This is a genomic window from Agrobacterium tumefaciens (genome assembly GCF_005221325.1).
Lineage (GTDB): Bacteria > Pseudomonadota > Alphaproteobacteria > Rhizobiales > Rhizobiaceae > Agrobacterium.
Window position 1 is genome coordinate 1,453,767 of the sequence record NZ_CP039888.1, and the last position, 16,761, is coordinate 1,470,527.

General features: G+C 61.2%; 15 protein-coding genes. 2 read left to right on the forward strand and 13 right to left on the reverse strand.

The genetic code is table 11. The features are described from left to right. The first annotated feature begins 96 nt into the window (after positions 1–96). Positions 97–255, forward strand: coding sequence for a hypothetical protein (locus CFBP5499_RS29980; protein ID WP_158523263.1), 159 nt, complete (start codon positions 97–99; stop codon positions 253–255). On the opposite strand, the gene CFBP5499_RS07595 is transcribed toward CFBP5499_RS29980, so the two are convergent. From CFBP5499_RS07595 to CFBP5499_RS07655, 13 genes are all read right to left on the reverse strand, one after another. Continuing rightward, positions 238–1,815 carry a peptidoglycan DD-metalloendopeptidase family protein gene (locus CFBP5499_RS07595; protein ID WP_175416650.1) on the reverse strand — a complete coding sequence of 526 codons (1,578 nt, stop codon included), beginning with the start codon at positions 1,813–1,815 and terminating at the stop codon, positions 238–240. The genes CFBP5499_RS29980 and CFBP5499_RS07595 overlap by 18 nt on opposite strands. A 345-nt stretch (positions 1,816–2,160) precedes the next feature. After that, positions 2,161–2,814 carry a protein-L-isoaspartate(D-aspartate) O-methyltransferase gene (locus CFBP5499_RS07600; RefSeq protein WP_175416651.1) on the reverse strand — a complete coding sequence of 218 codons (654 nt, stop codon included), beginning with the start codon at positions 2,812–2,814 and terminating at the stop codon, positions 2,161–2,163. After that, positions 2,811–3,581, reverse strand: coding sequence for a 5'/3'-nucleotidase SurE (gene surE, locus CFBP5499_RS07605; protein WP_080824973.1), 771 nt, complete (start codon positions 3,579–3,581; stop codon positions 2,811–2,813). Before surE ends, CFBP5499_RS07600 begins: the two co-directional genes overlap by 4 nt. A gap of 211 nt (positions 3,582–3,792) precedes the next feature. Continuing rightward, complete coding sequence (gene serS, locus CFBP5499_RS07610) at positions 3,793–5,076, reverse strand: serine--tRNA ligase (protein ID WP_080824972.1); 1,284 nt, start codon at positions 5,074–5,076, stop codon at positions 3,793–3,795. Positions 5,077–5,178: 102 nt separating this feature from the next. Next, positions 5,179–5,982, reverse strand: coding sequence for a twin-arginine translocase subunit TatC (gene tatC, locus CFBP5499_RS07615; protein WP_080824971.1), 804 nt, complete (start codon positions 5,980–5,982; stop codon positions 5,179–5,181). Then, positions 5,979–6,719 (reverse strand): Sec-independent protein translocase protein TatB, encoded by a 741-nt coding sequence (tatB, locus tag CFBP5499_RS07620; protein WP_080824970.1) that lies wholly within the window; start codon positions 6,717–6,719, stop codon positions 5,979–5,981. The genes tatC and tatB overlap by 4 nt, the downstream gene beginning before the upstream one ends. Before the next feature lie 55 nt (positions 6,720–6,774). After that, positions 6,775–6,981 carry a twin-arginine translocase TatA/TatE family subunit gene (locus CFBP5499_RS07625; RefSeq protein WP_003509722.1) on the reverse strand — a complete coding sequence of 69 codons (207 nt, stop codon included), beginning with the start codon at positions 6,979–6,981 and terminating at the stop codon, positions 6,775–6,777. Positions 6,982–7,108: 127 nt separating this feature from the next. Then, entirely contained in the window at positions 7,109–7,813 is a 705-nt protein-coding gene (scpB, locus tag CFBP5499_RS07630) for an SMC-Scp complex subunit ScpB (protein ID WP_233284191.1), read from the reverse strand. Between the two features lie 19 nt (positions 7,814–7,832). Then, positions 7,833–8,681, reverse strand: coding sequence for a segregation and condensation protein A (locus CFBP5499_RS07635; RefSeq protein ID WP_080824969.1), 849 nt, complete (start codon positions 8,679–8,681; stop codon positions 7,833–7,835). Between the two features lie 55 nt (positions 8,682–8,736). After that, on the reverse strand, positions 8,737–9,753 hold the full coding sequence (gene nagZ / locus CFBP5499_RS07640; protein ID WP_080824968.1) for a beta-N-acetylhexosaminidase: 1,017 nt from the start codon (positions 9,751–9,753) through the stop codon (positions 8,737–8,739). A gap of 247 nt (positions 9,754–10,000) precedes the next feature. Beyond that, positions 10,001–13,060, reverse strand: a complete 3,060-nt coding sequence (locus CFBP5499_RS07645; RefSeq protein WP_080824967.1) for an SPOR domain-containing protein — start codon at positions 13,058–13,060, stop codon at positions 10,001–10,003. A gap of 66 nt (positions 13,061–13,126) precedes the next feature. Then, on the reverse strand, positions 13,127–14,884 hold the full coding sequence (gene argS, locus CFBP5499_RS07650) for an arginine--tRNA ligase (protein ID WP_080827307.1): 1,758 nt from the start codon (positions 14,882–14,884) through the stop codon (positions 13,127–13,129). A gap of 75 nt (positions 14,885–14,959) precedes the next feature. After that, a complete protein-coding gene (locus tag CFBP5499_RS07655) occupies positions 14,960–16,177 on the reverse strand; it encodes a deoxyguanosinetriphosphate triphosphohydrolase (RefSeq protein ID WP_080824966.1) in 1,218 nt (405 codons plus the stop codon). Positions 16,178–16,392: 215 nt separating this feature from the next. Here CFBP5499_RS07655 and erpA point away from each other — a divergent pair, with 215 nt between their 5' ends. Further along, positions 16,393–16,725, forward strand: coding sequence for an iron-sulfur cluster insertion protein ErpA (erpA, locus tag CFBP5499_RS07660; protein WP_035223088.1), 333 nt, complete (start codon positions 16,393–16,395; stop codon positions 16,723–16,725). Positions 16,726–16,761: the final 36 nt, after the last annotated feature.

Here is a 16,761-nt window from a genome sequence, read left to right on the forward strand (position 1 = left end):
CTTGAGCCGGAATCCAGCCAGCCCAAGTCCTTGGGCTGAAAATGACTCTCTCCGTCGCGCAGACGCGCGACGGCTGGATGCCGGATCAGGTCCGGCATGACGGAGGAGGAGCGTCGTAAACGCAATTACCTCAACGCCTGCCGCATCGGCTTCTACACCTCGTATTTACCCCCGCGCCCGAAAAATGAAAAAGCCGGGCTCATCACCCGGCTTCATCATTCCTTGAGAACGCAATACCTATTCAAGGAAACCTGATGGGTTCACCGGGGTCGCATCCTTGCGAACTTCGAAGTGAACCTGCGGACGCTTGGCGCTGCCGGTCATGCCTGATGTGGCGATGGTCTGGCCGCGCTGAACCTTCTGGCCGCGCTGGACGTCGAGATTGGCGGCGTTGCCGTAAACCGTGACCTTGCCGTCGTCATGGCGGACGAGAACCGTGTTGCCGAGCTGCTTCAGACCGTTGCCGGCATAGATGACCACGCCGTTTTCGGCGGCCTTGATCGGCGTGCCCTCGGGAACCGAGATGTTGATGCCGTCATTGCGGCTGCCTTCGACATTGTCACCGAAATTGTTGATGACGGCGCCGCGAACCGGCCAGCGATATTTGCCGATGCCGGTGGATTCCGGCGCGATGGAGGCCATATCGGCCTTCTTCTCGATATCGCCGACACTGGCGGTGGCCGGTGTTGCGGGCGCAGAGGCGGCGGGCACAGCAGCCGGGGCCTTATAGGGCTCTGGCTTCACCGATGCGGTTTCGACGGCCTTGACTGCGGCAGCTTCCTTGGCAGGAACGGAGGCGGTCTTGATTGCATCCGTGCCGGCACCCGGCATGTTGAGCGTCTGTCCGACGCGGATGCTTTCGTTGGAGATGCCGTTGGCAGCCTTGAGCGCAGCGACCGACACACCGTTTGCACGGGCGATCTTGGCGAGGCTGTCGCCCGGCTGAACCTTGTAGCCACCGGTCGGCGGCAGCGGCTTGCCGCCCGGAGGCGTCAGCTTGCCGGCTTCGGAGGAAAGCTTGTCACGGGCGGCGGCCTGCGACGGCAGCACGGCCACATTGCCATCCGGGGCACGCAGCGGTGTCGGCTGGTCGCCATTGCGGTTGAGAGCGATATTGCCGGCGGCATCCTTGGCGGCGTTGCGGACCTGACCGAATTTCGGGATGAGGATCGACTGGCCAGCCTGCGCCGAAGACGCGGTTTTCAGACCATTGACCCGCAGCAGTTCCTTTTCCGGGACACCGTAGCGATTGGAGATGGTCGCAATGCTTTCGCCGGGGCGCAGCGTTATCGAAGATGCACCATCCGTGTGCCAGCCGTTCTTGTCGGAACGAACCGTCGCGGTCGTCAGATTGTCCGTGGATGCAGCGGGCGCTGCGGCCTGCTGGGCAGGTGCAGCGAGAGACGGAGCGGCCTGGCGCTGGGCGGATGGGAAAGGCTGGGCCATGGCTTCGTTGCGGGTCGACGGATCGCGGCTTGCCACCGCCGTCGGCGCCGACAGCTCGGAGCGCTGCACCGGCGAGGCCGAAGCGCGGGCCGTGGACGGCTGAACGCCACCATAACCACCGGATTGCTGCGGATAGGAATTGCCCGCCATGTTCTGATTGGCATATCCACCCTGCGGCGCGGCAGAGGCATAACCGCCATTCATGTCGCCCTGCGGAACCGGGGCCTGCCCGTAAGCACCGCCGCCCTGACGGGCAGGAATTGACGCCGTAGTCATCCGATCCGGTCCACTGGAAAAGAGGCCGCTGAACCGCGTTGCATCCGAGCTACAGCCCGTCGCGACGCTTGCCAGCAATGCCGCTGCGAACATTTTTGCGACTGATTTTCCGATTTTAGACGAATGTCTCATACGCATGACTCGATCTACACTGACGCCAACCCGCCGCATCAAGAGCGATCCGGCACAAACTTCACTTCTTGCAAGGCCCATTTCCCGAGGTGGGGAAAACCATGCGTCGATGTTTATGATTAAAGCGCGTTAGTGTTACCACGCCGTTAAAACGTTAAGCCGTTTGGCGCTTTTTTGACACTTCGATAACCATGACGAAAACAGGCTGCGTCATGCTGTGACAATAATGATATTGAAAATCAGATAGTTGCGACAATTCAGAACATTAGAAGACAAAAATGAATTGCCTTCAAAATTTTCATTTCGTCACAAATGCCGGGCAATATGGCTGCTGAGCGGCAGGTAGGGGGCCTCGAACAGCTCTTCTTTCTCGAAGCGGCTGCCGGTCTTGGAGAAGCGCGTCATCACGCAGCGATCATCCTCAACGATAATAGGCGCGATCATCATACCGCCGGAAACGATCTGCTCGGCAAAAAAACGGGGCATGGTGGTGAAGGCTGCGGTAGAAATAATCCGGTCGAAGGTGCCCTCACCCACCAGACCGTTGCTGCCATCCGCCTGGCGGATGACGACATTGCGGATGGAAAGATCGTCCAGACAGTTCTGCGCCTGCTGCACAAGCGTCTTGTAACGCTCCAGCGAAAAGACGCGCTCTACCCGGCGGGCGATGATCGCCGTCATGAACCCGCTGCCGGTGCCGATCTCAAGCACGCGCTGGCCGGGTTTCAGCTGCAGCCGGGCAAGGATTTTCACCGCCATGTCGGCGCCTTCCATGAAGGCGCCGCAGTCGATCGGGATCGTGCGGCTGGAATAGGCGTCGGCCGCAAATTGCGGCGGCACGAATTTGGAACGTGGCGTCTGCTCAACCGCTGTCAGAAGGTCGAGATCGGAGACCCCCTCGCCCCGCAAGCGGAGAACGAGAGCGGCAAAACCTTCCTTTTCGACCATGGCAGATTTCAATCGGCGACTCCGAATCCAAGTGCTTGCGCAACCCGATCCTTGACCGTGTAGTCCGTCAGGTCAAGCTTTAGCGGTGTGACCGAAATCTTGCCGTGCTTCAAAGCGTGGATATCCGTGCCCTCGCGGAAGGTGCCGAGGCGCTCGCCGAAGCGCAGCCAATAGTACGGAAGACCACGACCATCCTGCCGCTCCTCCACCGTCAGGCCGAAATCCAGCTTGCCCTGGCCGGTGACGGACACGCCCTGCACATCCTTGGGCGCACAGTTGGGGAAATTGAGGTTGAGGAAAGTGCCGTCAGGCAGATCGACATCGATGAGCTTGCGAATGAGATCGGGCGCATAGGTCTCCGCAACCTCCCACGGCACGACGCGGCTTTCGCCGTGGCTGAAGGCCTGGCTGAGCGCGAAGGAACGCACGCCCTGCAATGTGCCTTCAATGGCGCCGGCGATGGTGCCGGAATAGGTCACGTCATCGGCCATGTTCGCACCGGCATTGACGCCAGACAGCACGAGATCGGGCTTTTCCGGCAGGACTTCGCGAATCCCCATGATGACGCAATCGGTCGGCGTACCGCGCAGCGCGAAATGCTTGTCGGAAACCTTGCGCAGCCTGAGCGGCTCGGAAAGGGTCAGCGAGTGTGCGAGACCGCTCTGGTCGGTTTCCGGCGCGACGATCCAGACATCGTCGGACAGCGTGCGGGCGATACGCTCCAGCACCGCCAGCCCTTCGGCGTGGATACCGTCGTCATTGGTCAGCAAAATCCGCATGTTTCTCTCTCCGCTCGCATGTCTTCAGGGACGGAGCATCCTCTCCTCCGGCGGTGAAGTGTGCAGTTCTCTCAACGTCATCCTCGGGCCTGTCCCGAGGATCTAATCACGTCCAAATAAATCGATAGGTTGCAGATCCTCGGGACAGGCCCGAGGATGACGTCGGCGTAATTGGCAGACTCTCCTTCCAATAGCACGACGCTGCGATGCCTCAGACCGCCTTCTCGATCCGCGTCAGACCGCCCATATAGGGCAGCAGCACGTCCGGAATTGTGACGGAACCGTCGTCGTTCAGGTAATTTTCGAGAACCGCAATCAGGCAGCGGCCGACGGCGGTGCCGGAGCCGTTCAGCGTATGCACGAACTTCGTCGCCTTGTCGTCCTTGCCGCGATAACGCGCATTCATGCGACGCGCCTGGAAATCGCCGCAGACCGAGCAGGAGGAAATTTCGCGATAGGTGTTCTGGCCGGGCAGCCACACTTCCAGATCGTAGGTCTTGCGGGCGCTGAAGCCCATGTCGCCGGTGCAGAGCGTCAGGGTGCGGAAATGCAGTCCCAAACGTTTCAGCACTTCTTCGGCGCAGGCCGTCATGCGCTCATGTTCGGCAACAGCACTTTCCGCATCGGTTATGGAAACAAGCTCGCATTTCCAGAACTGGTGCTGGCGCAGCATGCCGCGCGTATCGCGTCCGGCCGAGCCCGCTTCCGAACGGAAGGAAGGCGTCAGCGCCGTGAAGCGCAGCGGCAGTTTTTCCTGCTCGAGAATTTCACCCGACACGAGGTTGGTCAGCGTCACTTCCGCCGTCGGGATAAGCCAGCGGCCATCGGTGGTCCTGAACAGGTCCTCGGCAAACTTCGGCAATTGGCCGGTGCCGAACATCGCCTCATCGCGCACCATCAGCGGCGAGGAGACTTCGGTATAGCCGTGCTCGCGGGTGTGCAGATCGATCATGAACTGGCCGAGTGCGCGCTCCAGACGCGCCAGCTGGCTGGTCAGCACCGTGAAACGCGAACCGGAGAGCTTGGCCGCCCGCTCGAAATCCATGTAGCCGAGCGCTTCGCCAATCTCGAAGTGCTCCTTGGCCTCGTGGTTCCAGCCGGGCTTCTGGCCGGTGACGCGGGTCACCACATTGTCGTGCTCGTCCTTGCCATCGGGCACATCGTTGAAGGGCATGTTCGGCAGGCGCGACAGGGCGTCGTTCAACTCGGCGGTAACCTGACGGTCCTCCTCCTCGGCGCGCGGCATGTTTTCCTTGATGTCGGCGACTTCTGCCTTGAGCTTTTCGGCAAGCTCCATGTTCTTCTGCGCCATGGCGGCGCCGATGTCCTTGGAGGCGGCATTGCGGCGCGACTGCATGTCCTGCAGGGACTGGATGACGGAACGGCGCTTTTCATCGAGAGCGATCAGACCTGCCGCAGCAGGCTCCGCGCCACGGCGTGCAAGCGCCGCGTCAAAAGCTTCGGGGTTTTCGCGTATCCATTTAATGTCGTGCATCGTCGTTCCAGACCGTTGTTGCATCACCCGTGTTTTACAGCAAAACGCCGGGCATGAACCCGGCGCGAGGAGATTTTTTGAGCGGCGAGACCTTCAGGAAAATCAGGTCTCCTCCAGCTCCGTGCTTTTGGATTCCGCCGCACGTTTCCTCTCCACGAGTCGAGCCATGTAGATGGAAATCTCGTAGAGAATGATCGCGGGCAGCGCAAGACCGATCTGGGACATGGGGTCCGGCGGTGTCAGCACGGCCGCGACCACAAAGGCCATGACGATGGCGAATTTGCGCTTTTCCCTGAGCCAGTCGCTAGTCAGAAGCCCGACGCGGGCCAGAAGCGTGGTGACGACGGGCAGCTGGAATACCAGACCGAAGGACAAAACCAGCGTCATGATGAGGCTGAGATATTCCGACACCTTCGGCATCAAGGAAATCGCCACCTCGCCATCAACAGGCAATTGCTGCATGGCGAGGAAGAACCACATGACCATCGGTGTGAAGAAGAAATAGACGAGTGCCGCACCGATGAGGAACAGGATCGGCGAGGCGATCAGGAACGGCAGGAAGGCGGCGCGCTCGTTCTTGTAGAGACCCGGCGCCACGAATTTATAGAGCTGCGAGGCGATCACCGGAAAGGAGAGCACCATGGCGCCGAACATGGCGACCTTGATCTGCGTGAAGAAGAATTCCTGCGGCGCGGTATAGATCAGCGACGATTTCGCCACATCCAGACCCGCCCAGATGACCGCCCACTTATAGGGAATGACGAGCAGGTTGAAGAGGTGCTTGGCAACGGCGAAACAGCCGATAAAGGCGATGAAGAACGCGCCTAGCGCCCAGATCAGCCGCGTGCGCAGCTCCATGAGGTGCTCGATAAGCGGCTGCGGCTTATCTTCGGTATCCCCGCTCATGCTTCATCCTTTTTGGGCTTCGCAGCCTTGGTTCTTGCCGTTTTGGCCGGCTTTGCATCAGCCACCGCCACCGCCTTTTCGGCTGCGACCTTCTTGACCGTCGCCTTTTTGGCGACTGCCTTCACGGTGGGCTTCGGGGCGGCTGGTTCGCTGGCCTTCGTCGTGGCGACAGTTTCCGGCGTTGCCGCGGCCTTGCTGCGGCTGGCGCGCTTCGGCTTGGCAGCAACCGCTTCGGCCTCGACGGTCGCAATCGATTTCGCCCGTGCGCGTTTCGGTTTCTCTACCGCAACCGCGGCTGCGGCAACCGGAGTAGATGCGGCGACAACGGCAGGCGGCGCATCCGGCAGCTTCATCTCAGGCTCCGGCACGCTGACCAGCGGCGCCACCGGCTCGCTCGTCGCGGGTGCGGCAGTGGACGACAGGCCTTCGGGTACGGCCGTTGCCTTCTGCAGATCGGACTTGATCTCGTTGCCCAGCTGGCGAAGCGGGTTCATCGCATCGCGCAGCGAGTTGGTGGGGTTGAGATTGCGGACATCGGAGATGGTCTGGCGCACATCGTCCATGTCGGCCTCTTTCAAGGCCTCATCGAACTGGGTGCGAAAATCCCCCGCCATCTTGCGAAGGCCGGCCATCGTCTTGCCGAAGGCGCGGATCATGGGCGGCAAGTCTTTCGGTCCGACGACCACGATCAACACGACCGCAATCACCAGAAGCTCGCTCCAGCCGATATCAAACATCAATATGCTCCCGAGACCCTAACGCCCGTAGTCTCACACCAAGCGGCAAAGCCGCTTACTTGATCTCGTCAGCCTTGTGGTCGACGGTCTTCGTGTTGGCATCGGCCGGCGGCGGCGTCTGGTCTTCGTCAGCCATGCCCTTCTTGAAGCTCTTGATGCCCTTGGCGACATCACCCATCAATTCCGGAATCTTGCCACGTCCGAAGAGGACGAGAACAATCACCAGCACGATGAGCCAATGCCACACACTAAAAGAACCCATAACTGAAACTCCTGAATTTCGCTTTCAGACGATGTAAGACGTTTGAAAGGCTTTTTCAAACGACAAATCATCGCTTCAACAGTGAGTACGCATAAAGTTTTCGTGGGCTTACCCGCATGTGGCGATATCAATCGTCGCCATCGCCGCCACCGGGCGCAAGCAGGCCCAGCTCTTCCAGATCAAGCTGCGTGATCGGGTCTTCATCCTCGCGCAGCTCATCGCTCATCATCGGCAGAGGCACGCCGAAATTGGAGGGGATGCGGCCGGAAAGCAGCCCCGCGCCCTTCAGCTCCTCTAGGCCCGGCAAATCCCGCAATTCCTCAAGGCCGAAATGGTCGAGAAACTCCACCGTGGTGCCGATCGTCACCGGCCGGCCCGGCGTGCGCCTGCGACCGCGGAAACGCACCCAACCCGCCTCCATCAGCACGTCGAGCGTGCCGCGCGAGGTCTGCACGCCGCGGATTTCCTCGATTTCGGCGCGTGTCACCGGCTGATGATATGCGATAATCGCCAGAACTTCCAGCGCTGCGCGCGAGAGCTTCTTCGGTTCCTTTTCCTCGGCGCGGATGACGAAGGACAGATCACCTGCCGTTCGGAAGGCCCATTGCCCGCCCACCTGCACGAGGTTCACGCCCCGGCCCGCATAGGCAGCTTTCAGGTGCTGCAGAATGGCGACGACATCCATGCCGCGCGGCAGGCGCTCGGCAATGAAACCTACGGAAACCGGTTCAGCCGAGGCGAAAACCAAAGCCTCGGTGATGCGCTCGGCCTCCTTCAGCTGACGCTCGGAAAATACCGTGGGTTCGATTCCCGCATCCTGCGTCACGACCATCGCCTCGCCGGTCTCATCGTCATTCATCGTTCTCAGTCCTCTCGGCATTCACCGCACGGTCGTCCCTTGTGCCACGACGCATATAGATGGGCTGGAAAGCCCCCTCCTGGCGGATTTGCAGCGATCCCTCGCGCACCAGCTCCAGCGAGGCGGCAAAGGCGCTGGCGATTGCCGTCACCCGCATGGCGGGATCGGGCACATATTGCAGCAGATATTGGTCGAGCACCGTCCATTCGCCCACATCGCCGAGCAGATGCGTCAGAAGCTCGCGCGCTTCCACCAGCGACCAGACCTGCCGCTTTTCAATCGTGACCTGGGTGATGGCCTGTCGCTGGCGCAGATTGGCATAGGCGCTCAGCAGATCGTAGAGATTGGCCTCGTAGGCCGAGCGGTTGATATGCGGAATATGCTCCGGCGCACCACGGGCAAAAACATCGCGGCCAAGCTGGGCGCGGTTGACGAGACGTTCCGCCGCCTCGCGCATTGCCTCCAGGCGCTTCAGCCGGAAGGCCAGCGTCGCGGCCATTTCCTCACCGGAGGGGCCGTCATCCTTGGATTGCTGCGGAATGAGCAGCTTGGATTTCAGGAAGGCGAGCCAGGCCGCCATGACCAGATAATCGGCGGCAAGCTCGATACGCACGCGGCGTGCGCTTTCCACGAATTGCAGATATTGCTCGGCAAGCGCCAGCACCGAAATGCGTGACAGATCGACCTTCTGGGTGCGGGCAAGGTGCAGGAGAAGATCGAGCGGGCCTTCGAAACCCGCGACATCGATCACCAGCCCGGCCTCACCCGTCAGCCGCTCCGGCGTCACATCCTGCCAGAGCTTGTCCATCGGCGTCGAATTGCGAGACTTGTCTGCGGCCATCTTTCCATCCGCCGGGGCATCCGGCCTTGATCCCGAGTGAGCGGCCGCCCGACTGTCAGGAAACGGCCCACATGGCGTTAAATTCGGCTCTTAGCTCCGCCTCGTCAGACGGCTCGGCGGCGGGGAAACCCGCTTCCACGGCCCGCACCCGCTCCAGCGAACGGCCGGAAAGAACGGGAACCTCCTTCACGACCTCAAGCATTTCACCCATCACGCCGTTGCAATGCAAGACTATATCACAGCCACCAGCAACAATATTCGCAGCCCGTTCGCCAAGTGTACCCTTCAGCGCATTCATGGAACTGTCATCAGACATCAGCAGACCGTCAAAGCCGATGCGGCCACGGATGATCTCCTCGATTACCTTCTTCGAGGTCGTCGCCGGACGCTCGCGGTCGACGGCGTTGAAGACGAGGTGTGCGCTCATCGCCATCAATTCATGCTTCAATGCCCGGAACGGCACGAAATCATGCGCGTCCAGCTCATTGAGCGGCACATCGACAACAGGCAGTTCGTGATGCGAATCCACCATGCCGCGACCATGGCCCGGCATATGCTTCATGACAGGCAGCATGCCGCCCGCCTTCAGCCCGTCGGCCGCCGCCTGCCCCATCTCGGCCACCATGGTCGGCGAGTAACCGTAAGCCCGGTTGCCGATGACATTGCTCGCACCCTCCACCGGCACGTCGAGCACCGGCAGGCAATCGATGTTGATGCCGAATTTCATGAGGTCGAAAGCGTGCAGTCGCGACATCAGCCAGGCGGCGCGCAGACCGGTACGCCGGTCGCGTTCATAGATTTCACCGAGAATACGGGCATTCGGATAGGCCTGCAGGATCGGCGGCTTGATGCGCTGAACCCGTCCGCCTTCCTGATCGATCAGCACCGGCGCATCTGGCCGCCCGACGGCGTCGCGCATGGATGCGACGAGATCGGTGATCTGCTGCGGCTCACCGATATTGCGGCCGAACAGGATGAAGCCCCACGGCTGCTGGTCGCGGTAAAGGGCGATCTCGTCGGCGGTCAGTGAAAGCCCGCTGCATCCGAGGATCATAGCTTTGCAATCGGTCATGATGTCACGCTTTCAGGGAAATAAGGGGAAAGGGAGAAATGCGTCTCCAGCCGCAAGGAGTGAAAATGCAAGCCTCTCCTCCGTCATGCTCGGGCCTGTCCCGAGCATCTGCCAACCTATCAATTGGCGATACGTTGGCAGATCCTCGGCACAAGGCCGAGGATGACGTCGAATATGTGGACAAGTCTGTTGTCAAGTGAAGGGCCGCTTTAGCTGCGGCCCCGATTTTCCATGCCGGAGAAGCCTATCACCGAGCTACCAGGCAGCTACCGCCGGCCGAGCGGAACTTCTCGCACAGCGCCACGGCTTCGTTCTTGTCGCCGGCCGGGATGCGGACGCGGTAGAACGTGCCCTTGCCGGCAATCTCGGCGGCCTTGATGTCGACGCCACGTCCACCGATGACCGAGCCGAACTTGGCGGACATGTTCTGGTAGGATTTCTGGGCTTCGGCCTGGCTCGGCAGCGAGGCGATCTGGATGTAATAACCACCGGCAGACGGCGTGCTGGTCGCTGCCGGCGTTGCGGCTGCCGTCTGCTGCTGCGCAGCCTGTGGCTGGGCAGGAGCGGTCGTCGCCGGGCGGACATTGCCCTGGTTCGTCACCGTTGCAACGACGTTTGCAGGCTGCGAGGACGGACGCGCTGCCGGAAGCGGTGCTGCGGACTGCGCGGCCGGCTTGGTAGCGGCAGGTGTCGTCGCGGCAGGCGTGGTCGCAGCCGGCGTATGGGCCTGCGGTTGCTCGGGCGCCACCGGAACCCGCGAAGCGGCGATGACAGCGGGAGCGCCCTCACCCGGCTTGGCGGTCTGGGGTGCTGCAAGCTCCGCGACCTTGTCGGCCTTGGGCGGATGGGCAGCCGGTGCGTCGACTTCCTGCGCCACCAGCGTACCGTCAGGCTTGACGATCATGGTGCGGACCTTGCGCGGTGAAACGCCGGTTGCGCCAGCACCTTCGTTCTGGGCGGCCTTTTCTTCCGGCGAAAGCAGGCGCGGATCTTCGGTCTCGCCAACCGGCGTGCCGGCTGCTTCCATATCCGCGTCGTTTTCGCCTTCCAGCGGCAATTGTTCGGGGATCAGCGTGCGCTGAACCACATCAACCGGCTGTTCGTTGCTGGAGATCAGCGCCGGCTGCTTCGGATCGGCAGCGTTGCCACCGGCCACACGGTCATAAACCGCCTTGTCCTGGTTTGGCACGACGCGGCCGCCCGGATTTTCCGGCACAACCTTCATCGGGTCATTGTCGGCGGAGATGATGACCGGCGCGCCATTCGAGCCGGTGCTCGACGAACCGCCCGACACCAGCGCGTAAACGCCGCCGCCGATCAGCACCAGACCGATTGCCGCGGCAACCGGCATGATCCAGCGGCGACCGCCGCGTTCATCCTCGTCGCGATAGGCGGCCTGATGATCGACATAGGTATTTTCGGCATCGCGGGGCGCATTGCCACGGGAAGCGGCAGCCTCCTGCATGGAGCGGCGGAAATCCTCTTCCAGCGCCCGCTCGAACTCATCGGCTTCTTCCGGAGCCGGCGCAGGGCGCGCCTGGGCAGCACCGCGGTTTTCCGCATGCTTGTGACGGTCGAGACCACCGGCGACGGCAGGCGCAAACAGCGTTGCAAGCTCGGTATCGATATCGAGATCTTCCTCGTGACGGCGAGCGGCGGGCTTGGGTTCAAAAACCCCGACCGGCAGTTCCGGCACATCCATCTCGATGATGGTTTCCGGATGTTCTTCCGTTTCACCAATCTGGGAAGGATCAAAAGGCAGGCTTTCCAGCGTCTGCGGCACGGCCGGCTGCGCGGCAACAGGGCGCGGCTGAACCGGAGCGGCAGCGACTGGCGCTGCGGCGACCGAGGCAGCGGCAACAACGGGCGCGGGGCGCGTCTGCGGCGCAGGCTGCTCCCTCACCGGCTGCGGCGCAACAGCGGCAACCGGTGCGGCGGGTTGCGGACGCACGGGCTGCGGTGCGGGTGCAACCTCAGCTTCGGCGATTTCGGACAAATCCAGATCAAGGTCGAGATCATCCAGCGCAAGCTCGAAATCATCATCATTGAAGCCAGCGAAATCCGTGAAATCCGGCTCCTCGATGGGCGACGCAGGCGCAGCGGCAGCAACCGGTGCTGACTTTGCGGGCGCTGCGGCAACCACAGGCGGCTCGACTTTCACAGCCTGAGCGACGGGCTCGGCCTTTACGAGCGGTGGCTCACCGCGCTCGGGAATGGAATATTGCGCAACGCCGTAAATCAGCTCGTCCATCGGCGAGAGATTTTCCGCCGATGGCTTTTCGGCAACTGTCGGCGCCAGCGGTTCTGCGGCAGGCGCGAACACCTCGGCGACCGGCTGCGCAAAGGATGGCGCGGTCTCTCTAGCCTGAACAAAGGCAGGAGCGGGCTCGGCCTGCGGCTCGATTTGGGCCGCAGCGGGTTGCTGTTCGGAACGCGGCTCGACCCGTCGCGGATCGACCGCCGAAACATCGCGGCGCGCGCCGAAATTGGCGAGCGGCAGCCTCAGGCTGGAAAACTCCAGCGAGGAACGGCCGCCATGCGAAGGACGAACCGAAACCGGCGCGGGCGCTTCTTCGGCAACGGCAATCTCCACCTCATCGGCGAGATCGAAAGCCTGCGGTTCCGGCGCATAGGCTTGGGCATCGGCAGAAATATTGCTGGAAACATCCGCCGGCATTTCCGGCATGGCGTGCCATTCAGGCTCCGACGGCTCGATCGCCTGCGGCTCTTCCCATGCAAGCTGGGGGGCCACCTGCGGAGCGGTCTGCTGGTAGACAACCGGCTCGGCGGCGCGCGGCTGGCGCGAATGCACATCGAAAACTTCCGCCACCGCACCGGCATCATCGCGGAAATCCGCGCGAATATCCTGGTGGCCAGACGTTTCGACGTAATTGTGGATATAGGCGTGATCGACCTCGGGAAGCGGCTCCTGCCTCACCTGCGGCTGCGGCGCGGGGGGTTCGGCCATCGGCGCAAGCTCGGGCTCGCGACGGGCGAAAACCTGCTCGACACGCTGCATGAAGTCGTTGGGATGGATGCCGGCACGAACATCGTTCGCCGGATCAAGAACGACCGGATCGGCGTGCGGGGCATCGTAAACCTCGAATTCACGAAGCAGCTCGTCTTCGAGATTGAATTCGGGTTCGCGGCGGACGACCGGCGATGCAGCGTGTGGCTGAACCTCGGAACCCGCATGCGAAGGACGATCTTCAAAGCCGACGATACGCGCCAGTTCTGCCAGAGGATCGTTGTCAGCGAAGCCTTCGGACCGGGCGTCCCGGTTATACGCGACATTTTTTTCGACCATTACGTGTTCCACCATCTACGCATTGCAGCTCTTGCCAGCGTATTGTGAGCAAATAATGGTGAGATGTTATCGCATTTCGTCAGGTGCGTCCGCTCCTAAAAGCGTGAGGCCGGACTTCAAAACATTCGCGACAGCATTCACCAGCCCAAGTCTGGCAATGCTCAATTCTCGGTTTTTATCGTTAATAAAACGTAATTCCTGATGGTCTTTGCCCTTGTTCCAGTGTCCATGGAAGGAACTGGCGAGATCGTAGAGGTAAAAAGCAAGCCTGTGCGGCTCATGCGAAAGGGCCGCAGATTCGATCAGACGCGGATATTCGGCGAGCTTTGCAACCAACTGCAACTCGTTGATATCGCTAATTAAAGCAACAGACGCCGCCATGTCTTCGGCAGATGGTGCAAGGCCCGGAAACGCCTCCTGCGCCTGACGGAAGATCGACTTGCAGCGGGCATGCGCATATTGCACGTAAAAGACCGGATTATCCTTCGATTGTTCGGTCACTTTCGCGAAATCGAAGTCCAGCGGCTCGGAATTCTTCCGATAGAGCATCATGAATCGCACGGGATCGCGACCCACTTCATCGACAACATCGCGCAGCGTCACGAAGTCGCCGGAGCGTTTCGACATCTTCACCGGCTCGCCGTCACGGAACAGCTTGACGAGCTGGCAGAGCAGTACCGTCAGCTTCGACTTGCCTTCGGAGACGGCGCGGGCGACGGCTTCCAGCCGCTTCACATAGCCGCCGTGGTCGGCGCCGAGCACATAGATCATCTCGGAAAAACCGCGGTCGAACTTGTTCTTGAAATAGGCGACGTCGGCGGCGAAATAGGTGTAGGAGCCGTCCGATTTCATCAGCGCGCGGTCCATGTCGTCGCCCACTTCCGTGGAGCGGAACAGCGTCTGCTCGCGGTCTTCCCAGTCCTCCGGCAACTCGCCCTTCGGCGGCGGCAGGGTGCCCTTGTAGACATGGCCCTTGAAGGTGAGATCGTTGATGGCCGAGAGGATCGGGCCGCCATTGCCCTCATGCAGCGTGCGTTCCGAGAAGAACACGTCGTGCCTGACGTTGAGCAGCGCCAGATCCTCGCGGATCATCACCATCATTGCGTCGATCGCCTTGTCTTTCACGATCGGCAGCCACTTTTCCTCGGGCATGGCGCGCAGCTTGATGCCATATTCATCCGCCAGCGCCTGGCCAACGGGAACGAGGTAATCACCGGGATAGAAGCCGGATGGAATGGCGCCGATATCTTCGCCAAGCGCTTCGCGGTAACGCAGGAAGACCGAACGGGCCAGCACATCGATCTGCGAACCGGCATCGTTGATGTAATATTCCTTGGTGACACCGTAGCCCGCGAATGCGAGCAGGTTCGCCAGCGTGTCACCCACCACGGCGCCACGGCAATGGCCGACATGCATCGGGCCGGTCGGGTTGGCGGAGACATATTCGACATTGATCTTTTGGCCGGCGCCGACGGTGGAGCGGCCGAAATCGATGCCCTGCCCGATCATGCCGGCAAGAAGCCGCTGCCAGTAACCGACGGAAACCTTGAGATTGATGAAGCCGGGACCGGCGACATTGACGCTGTCGACATCGCCATCGGCCTGAAGTGCGGGCACGATGAGTTCGGCAAGCGCGCGCGGATTGGTGCCGAGCGGCTTTGCCAGCACCATGGCGGCATTGGTTGCGACATCGCCATGGCTGAGATCACGCGGGGATTCGACGGTAATTCGACTGAAATCGACCTTTTCGCGGTTCTCTTTCACGAGATCGAGGGTCTCGAGCGCGTTTTTGATCCTGGTATCGAAATCAGCAAAAATGTTCATCGTTCCAACCTGCGCGAAGGGCTTCTGTTTGTCTCCGGCCATGGGGCCGGCTCTGCTTCGCGATTGCCCGCTGCCCTATCGCAAATCGGGGGTGTGGTCAAACAGCCGCTGGTGGGCACGCAGTGCATAACTGTCGGTCATGCCGGCCAGATAGTCGCCCACATGCCGGGCCTTGGCGGCCACGCTCATGCCGGAAATGCTGTCCACCCAGTAGTGACTCTGCATCTCCGCGGGCACCTCCATATAACGGTGGAAAAGATCGGTGACGATCTGTGTGGCGCCGGCGCGGATGCGCATGATTTCCGGATGCCGATAGATATGGCCGAATAGCAGCTTCTTGATCTGCCGATCGGTTTCGGCCATCTCGGGCGAAAATGTCGCGACGGTGAAATCGGCAGCGCGGATATCCGTAGCACTCAACGGTTTCAGCCGGGCGAGATTCTGCTGCGCCACGCCGATCACGTCTTCCACCATATGGGTGATCTGCCGACGCATGATTTCGTTGGCGAAACGCTCCTTGTCGAGCACCGGGTATTTCGCCCGCACCTCGGCCATCAGTCCGCTCAGGAACGGCACTTCCTCCAGCATCTCGAAGGTGAGATAACCGGCGCGCAGACCGTCATCTATATCGTGGGTATTATAGGCGATGTCGTCGGCGATCGCGGCCACCTGCGCCTCGAGGCTGGCATAGCTGCCGATCTCCAGATCCTGCAGCTCGCAATATTCGAGGATGGGCAGCGGAACCGGCCCCTTTATCCCCTCGCCCTTGGCATTCACCAGCGGGCCATTGTGCTTGACGAGGCCTTCCAGCGTCTCCCAGGTCAGGTTGATGCCGTCATATTCGGCGTAGCGGCGCTCCAGCTTGGTAACGATGCGCAGCGACTGCGCGTTATGATCGAAGCCGCCATAGGGCAGCAACACCGCATCCAGCGCGTCCTCACCCGTATGACCGAAAGGCGTGTGGCCGAAATCATGCACCAGCGCCACGCCTTCGGCCAGATCTTCATCCAGCTTCAGCGCGCGGGCAAGCGCCCGGGCGATCTGCGCCACCTCGATGGTGTGGGTGAGCCGCGTGCGATAGTGGTCGCCGTCAGGGCTGATGAAGACCTGCGTCTTGTGCTTCAGACGGCGAAAGGCCGTCGTGTGGACGATGCGGTCCCGGTCACGCTGGAATTCCGAGCGCGTCAGGCTTCCGGCCTCGGGAAAAAGACGCCCGCGCGTGGTCCATGGATCCGAGGCGAACACCGCCCTCTCCCCACTTCCGAAACCCAATGCGCGCTGGTCTATGATCATGCATCCACCTGTTGACTTCTCAGGCCGGGAGCTTCCTTTTGGGCTCGGCCATTGACCTTTTCATTCACCCTTCATACCTATCGCAGAGGTCAGCGCAAAGCATCATCGCCGCGTTGACCGCCTTCAACAGGCTATAGACCGTTAATTTGACCGGTTTATAATGGTGACAACGAGATTATTGCTCTCCGGTTCTTGACCCCGGCAGGAGAAACGACATGGAAAACAGCGACATTACCCTTTCGGAAGCAGCGGCCAAGCGAATCGCGCAGATCGTCGCCGCCGATGCCGGCAAACAGGCGCTGCGCGTCTCCGTCGAAGGCGGCGGCTGCTCGGGCTTCTCCTACAAGTTCGACTTGGCCGAAGACCCAGCCGATGACGACATCGTGATTGCCCGCGGCGACGCCAAGGTGCTGATCGACAGCATGTCGGTCATCTACATGGCCGGCTCCGAAATCGACTTCGTCGACAATCTGCTCGGGCAGTCGTTCCAGATCAAGAACCCGAATGCGGTGGCAAGCTGCGGCTGCGGGACGAGCTTCTCGATCTGACATCATCTTTCCACCGCATACGCACCACCAGTTTCC

What these genes read in the sequence shown, in the direction of transcription:
- tatC (WP_080824971.1), bottom strand. Translation starts at nt 5,982, where the DNA reads ATGAGCGGGGATACCGAAGATAAGCCGCAGCCGCTTATCGAGCACCTC.
- tatB (WP_080824970.1), bottom strand. Translation starts at nt 6,719, where the DNA reads ATGTTTGATATCGGCTGGAGCGAGCTTCTGGTGATTGCGGTCGTGTTG.
- CFBP5499_RS07655 (WP_080824966.1), bottom strand. Translation starts at nt 16,177, where the DNA reads ATGATCATAGACCAGCGCGCATTGGGTTTCGGAAGTGGGGAGAGGGCG.
- erpA (WP_035223088.1), top strand. Translation starts at nt 16,393, where the DNA reads ATGGAAAACAGCGACATTACCCTTTCGGAAGCAGCGGCCAAGCGAATC.
- scpB (WP_233284191.1), bottom strand. Translation starts at nt 7,813, where the DNA reads ATGGTCGTGACGCAGGATGCGGGAATCGAACCCACGGTATTTTCCGAG.
- serS (WP_080824972.1), bottom strand. Translation starts at nt 5,076, where the DNA reads ATGCACGACATTAAATGGATACGCGAAAACCCCGAAGCTTTTGACGCG.
- nagZ (WP_080824968.1), bottom strand. Translation starts at nt 9,753, where the DNA reads ATGACCGATTGCAAAGCTATGATCCTCGGATGCAGCGGGCTTTCACTG.
- CFBP5499_RS07595 (WP_175416650.1), bottom strand. Translation starts at nt 1,815, where the DNA reads ATGTTCGCAGCGGCATTGCTGGCAAGCGTCGCGACGGGCTGTAGCTCG.
- argS (WP_080827307.1), bottom strand. Translation starts at nt 14,884, where the DNA reads ATGAACATTTTTGCTGATTTCGATACCAGGATCAAAAACGCGCTCGAG.
- surE (WP_080824973.1), bottom strand. Translation starts at nt 3,581, where the DNA reads ATGCGGATTTTGCTGACCAATGACGACGGTATCCACGCCGAAGGGCTG.
- CFBP5499_RS29980 (WP_158523263.1), top strand. Translation starts at nt 97, where the DNA reads ATGACGGAGGAGGAGCGTCGTAAACGCAATTACCTCAACGCCTGCCGC.
- CFBP5499_RS07635 (WP_080824969.1), bottom strand. Translation starts at nt 8,681, where the DNA reads ATGGCCGCAGACAAGTCTCGCAATTCGACGCCGATGGACAAGCTCTGG.
- CFBP5499_RS07625 (WP_003509722.1), bottom strand. Translation starts at nt 6,981, where the DNA reads ATGGGTTCTTTTAGTGTGTGGCATTGGCTCATCGTGCTGGTGATTGTT.
- CFBP5499_RS07645 (WP_080824967.1), bottom strand. Translation starts at nt 13,060, where the DNA reads ATGGTCGAAAAAAATGTCGCGTATAACCGGGACGCCCGGTCCGAAGGC.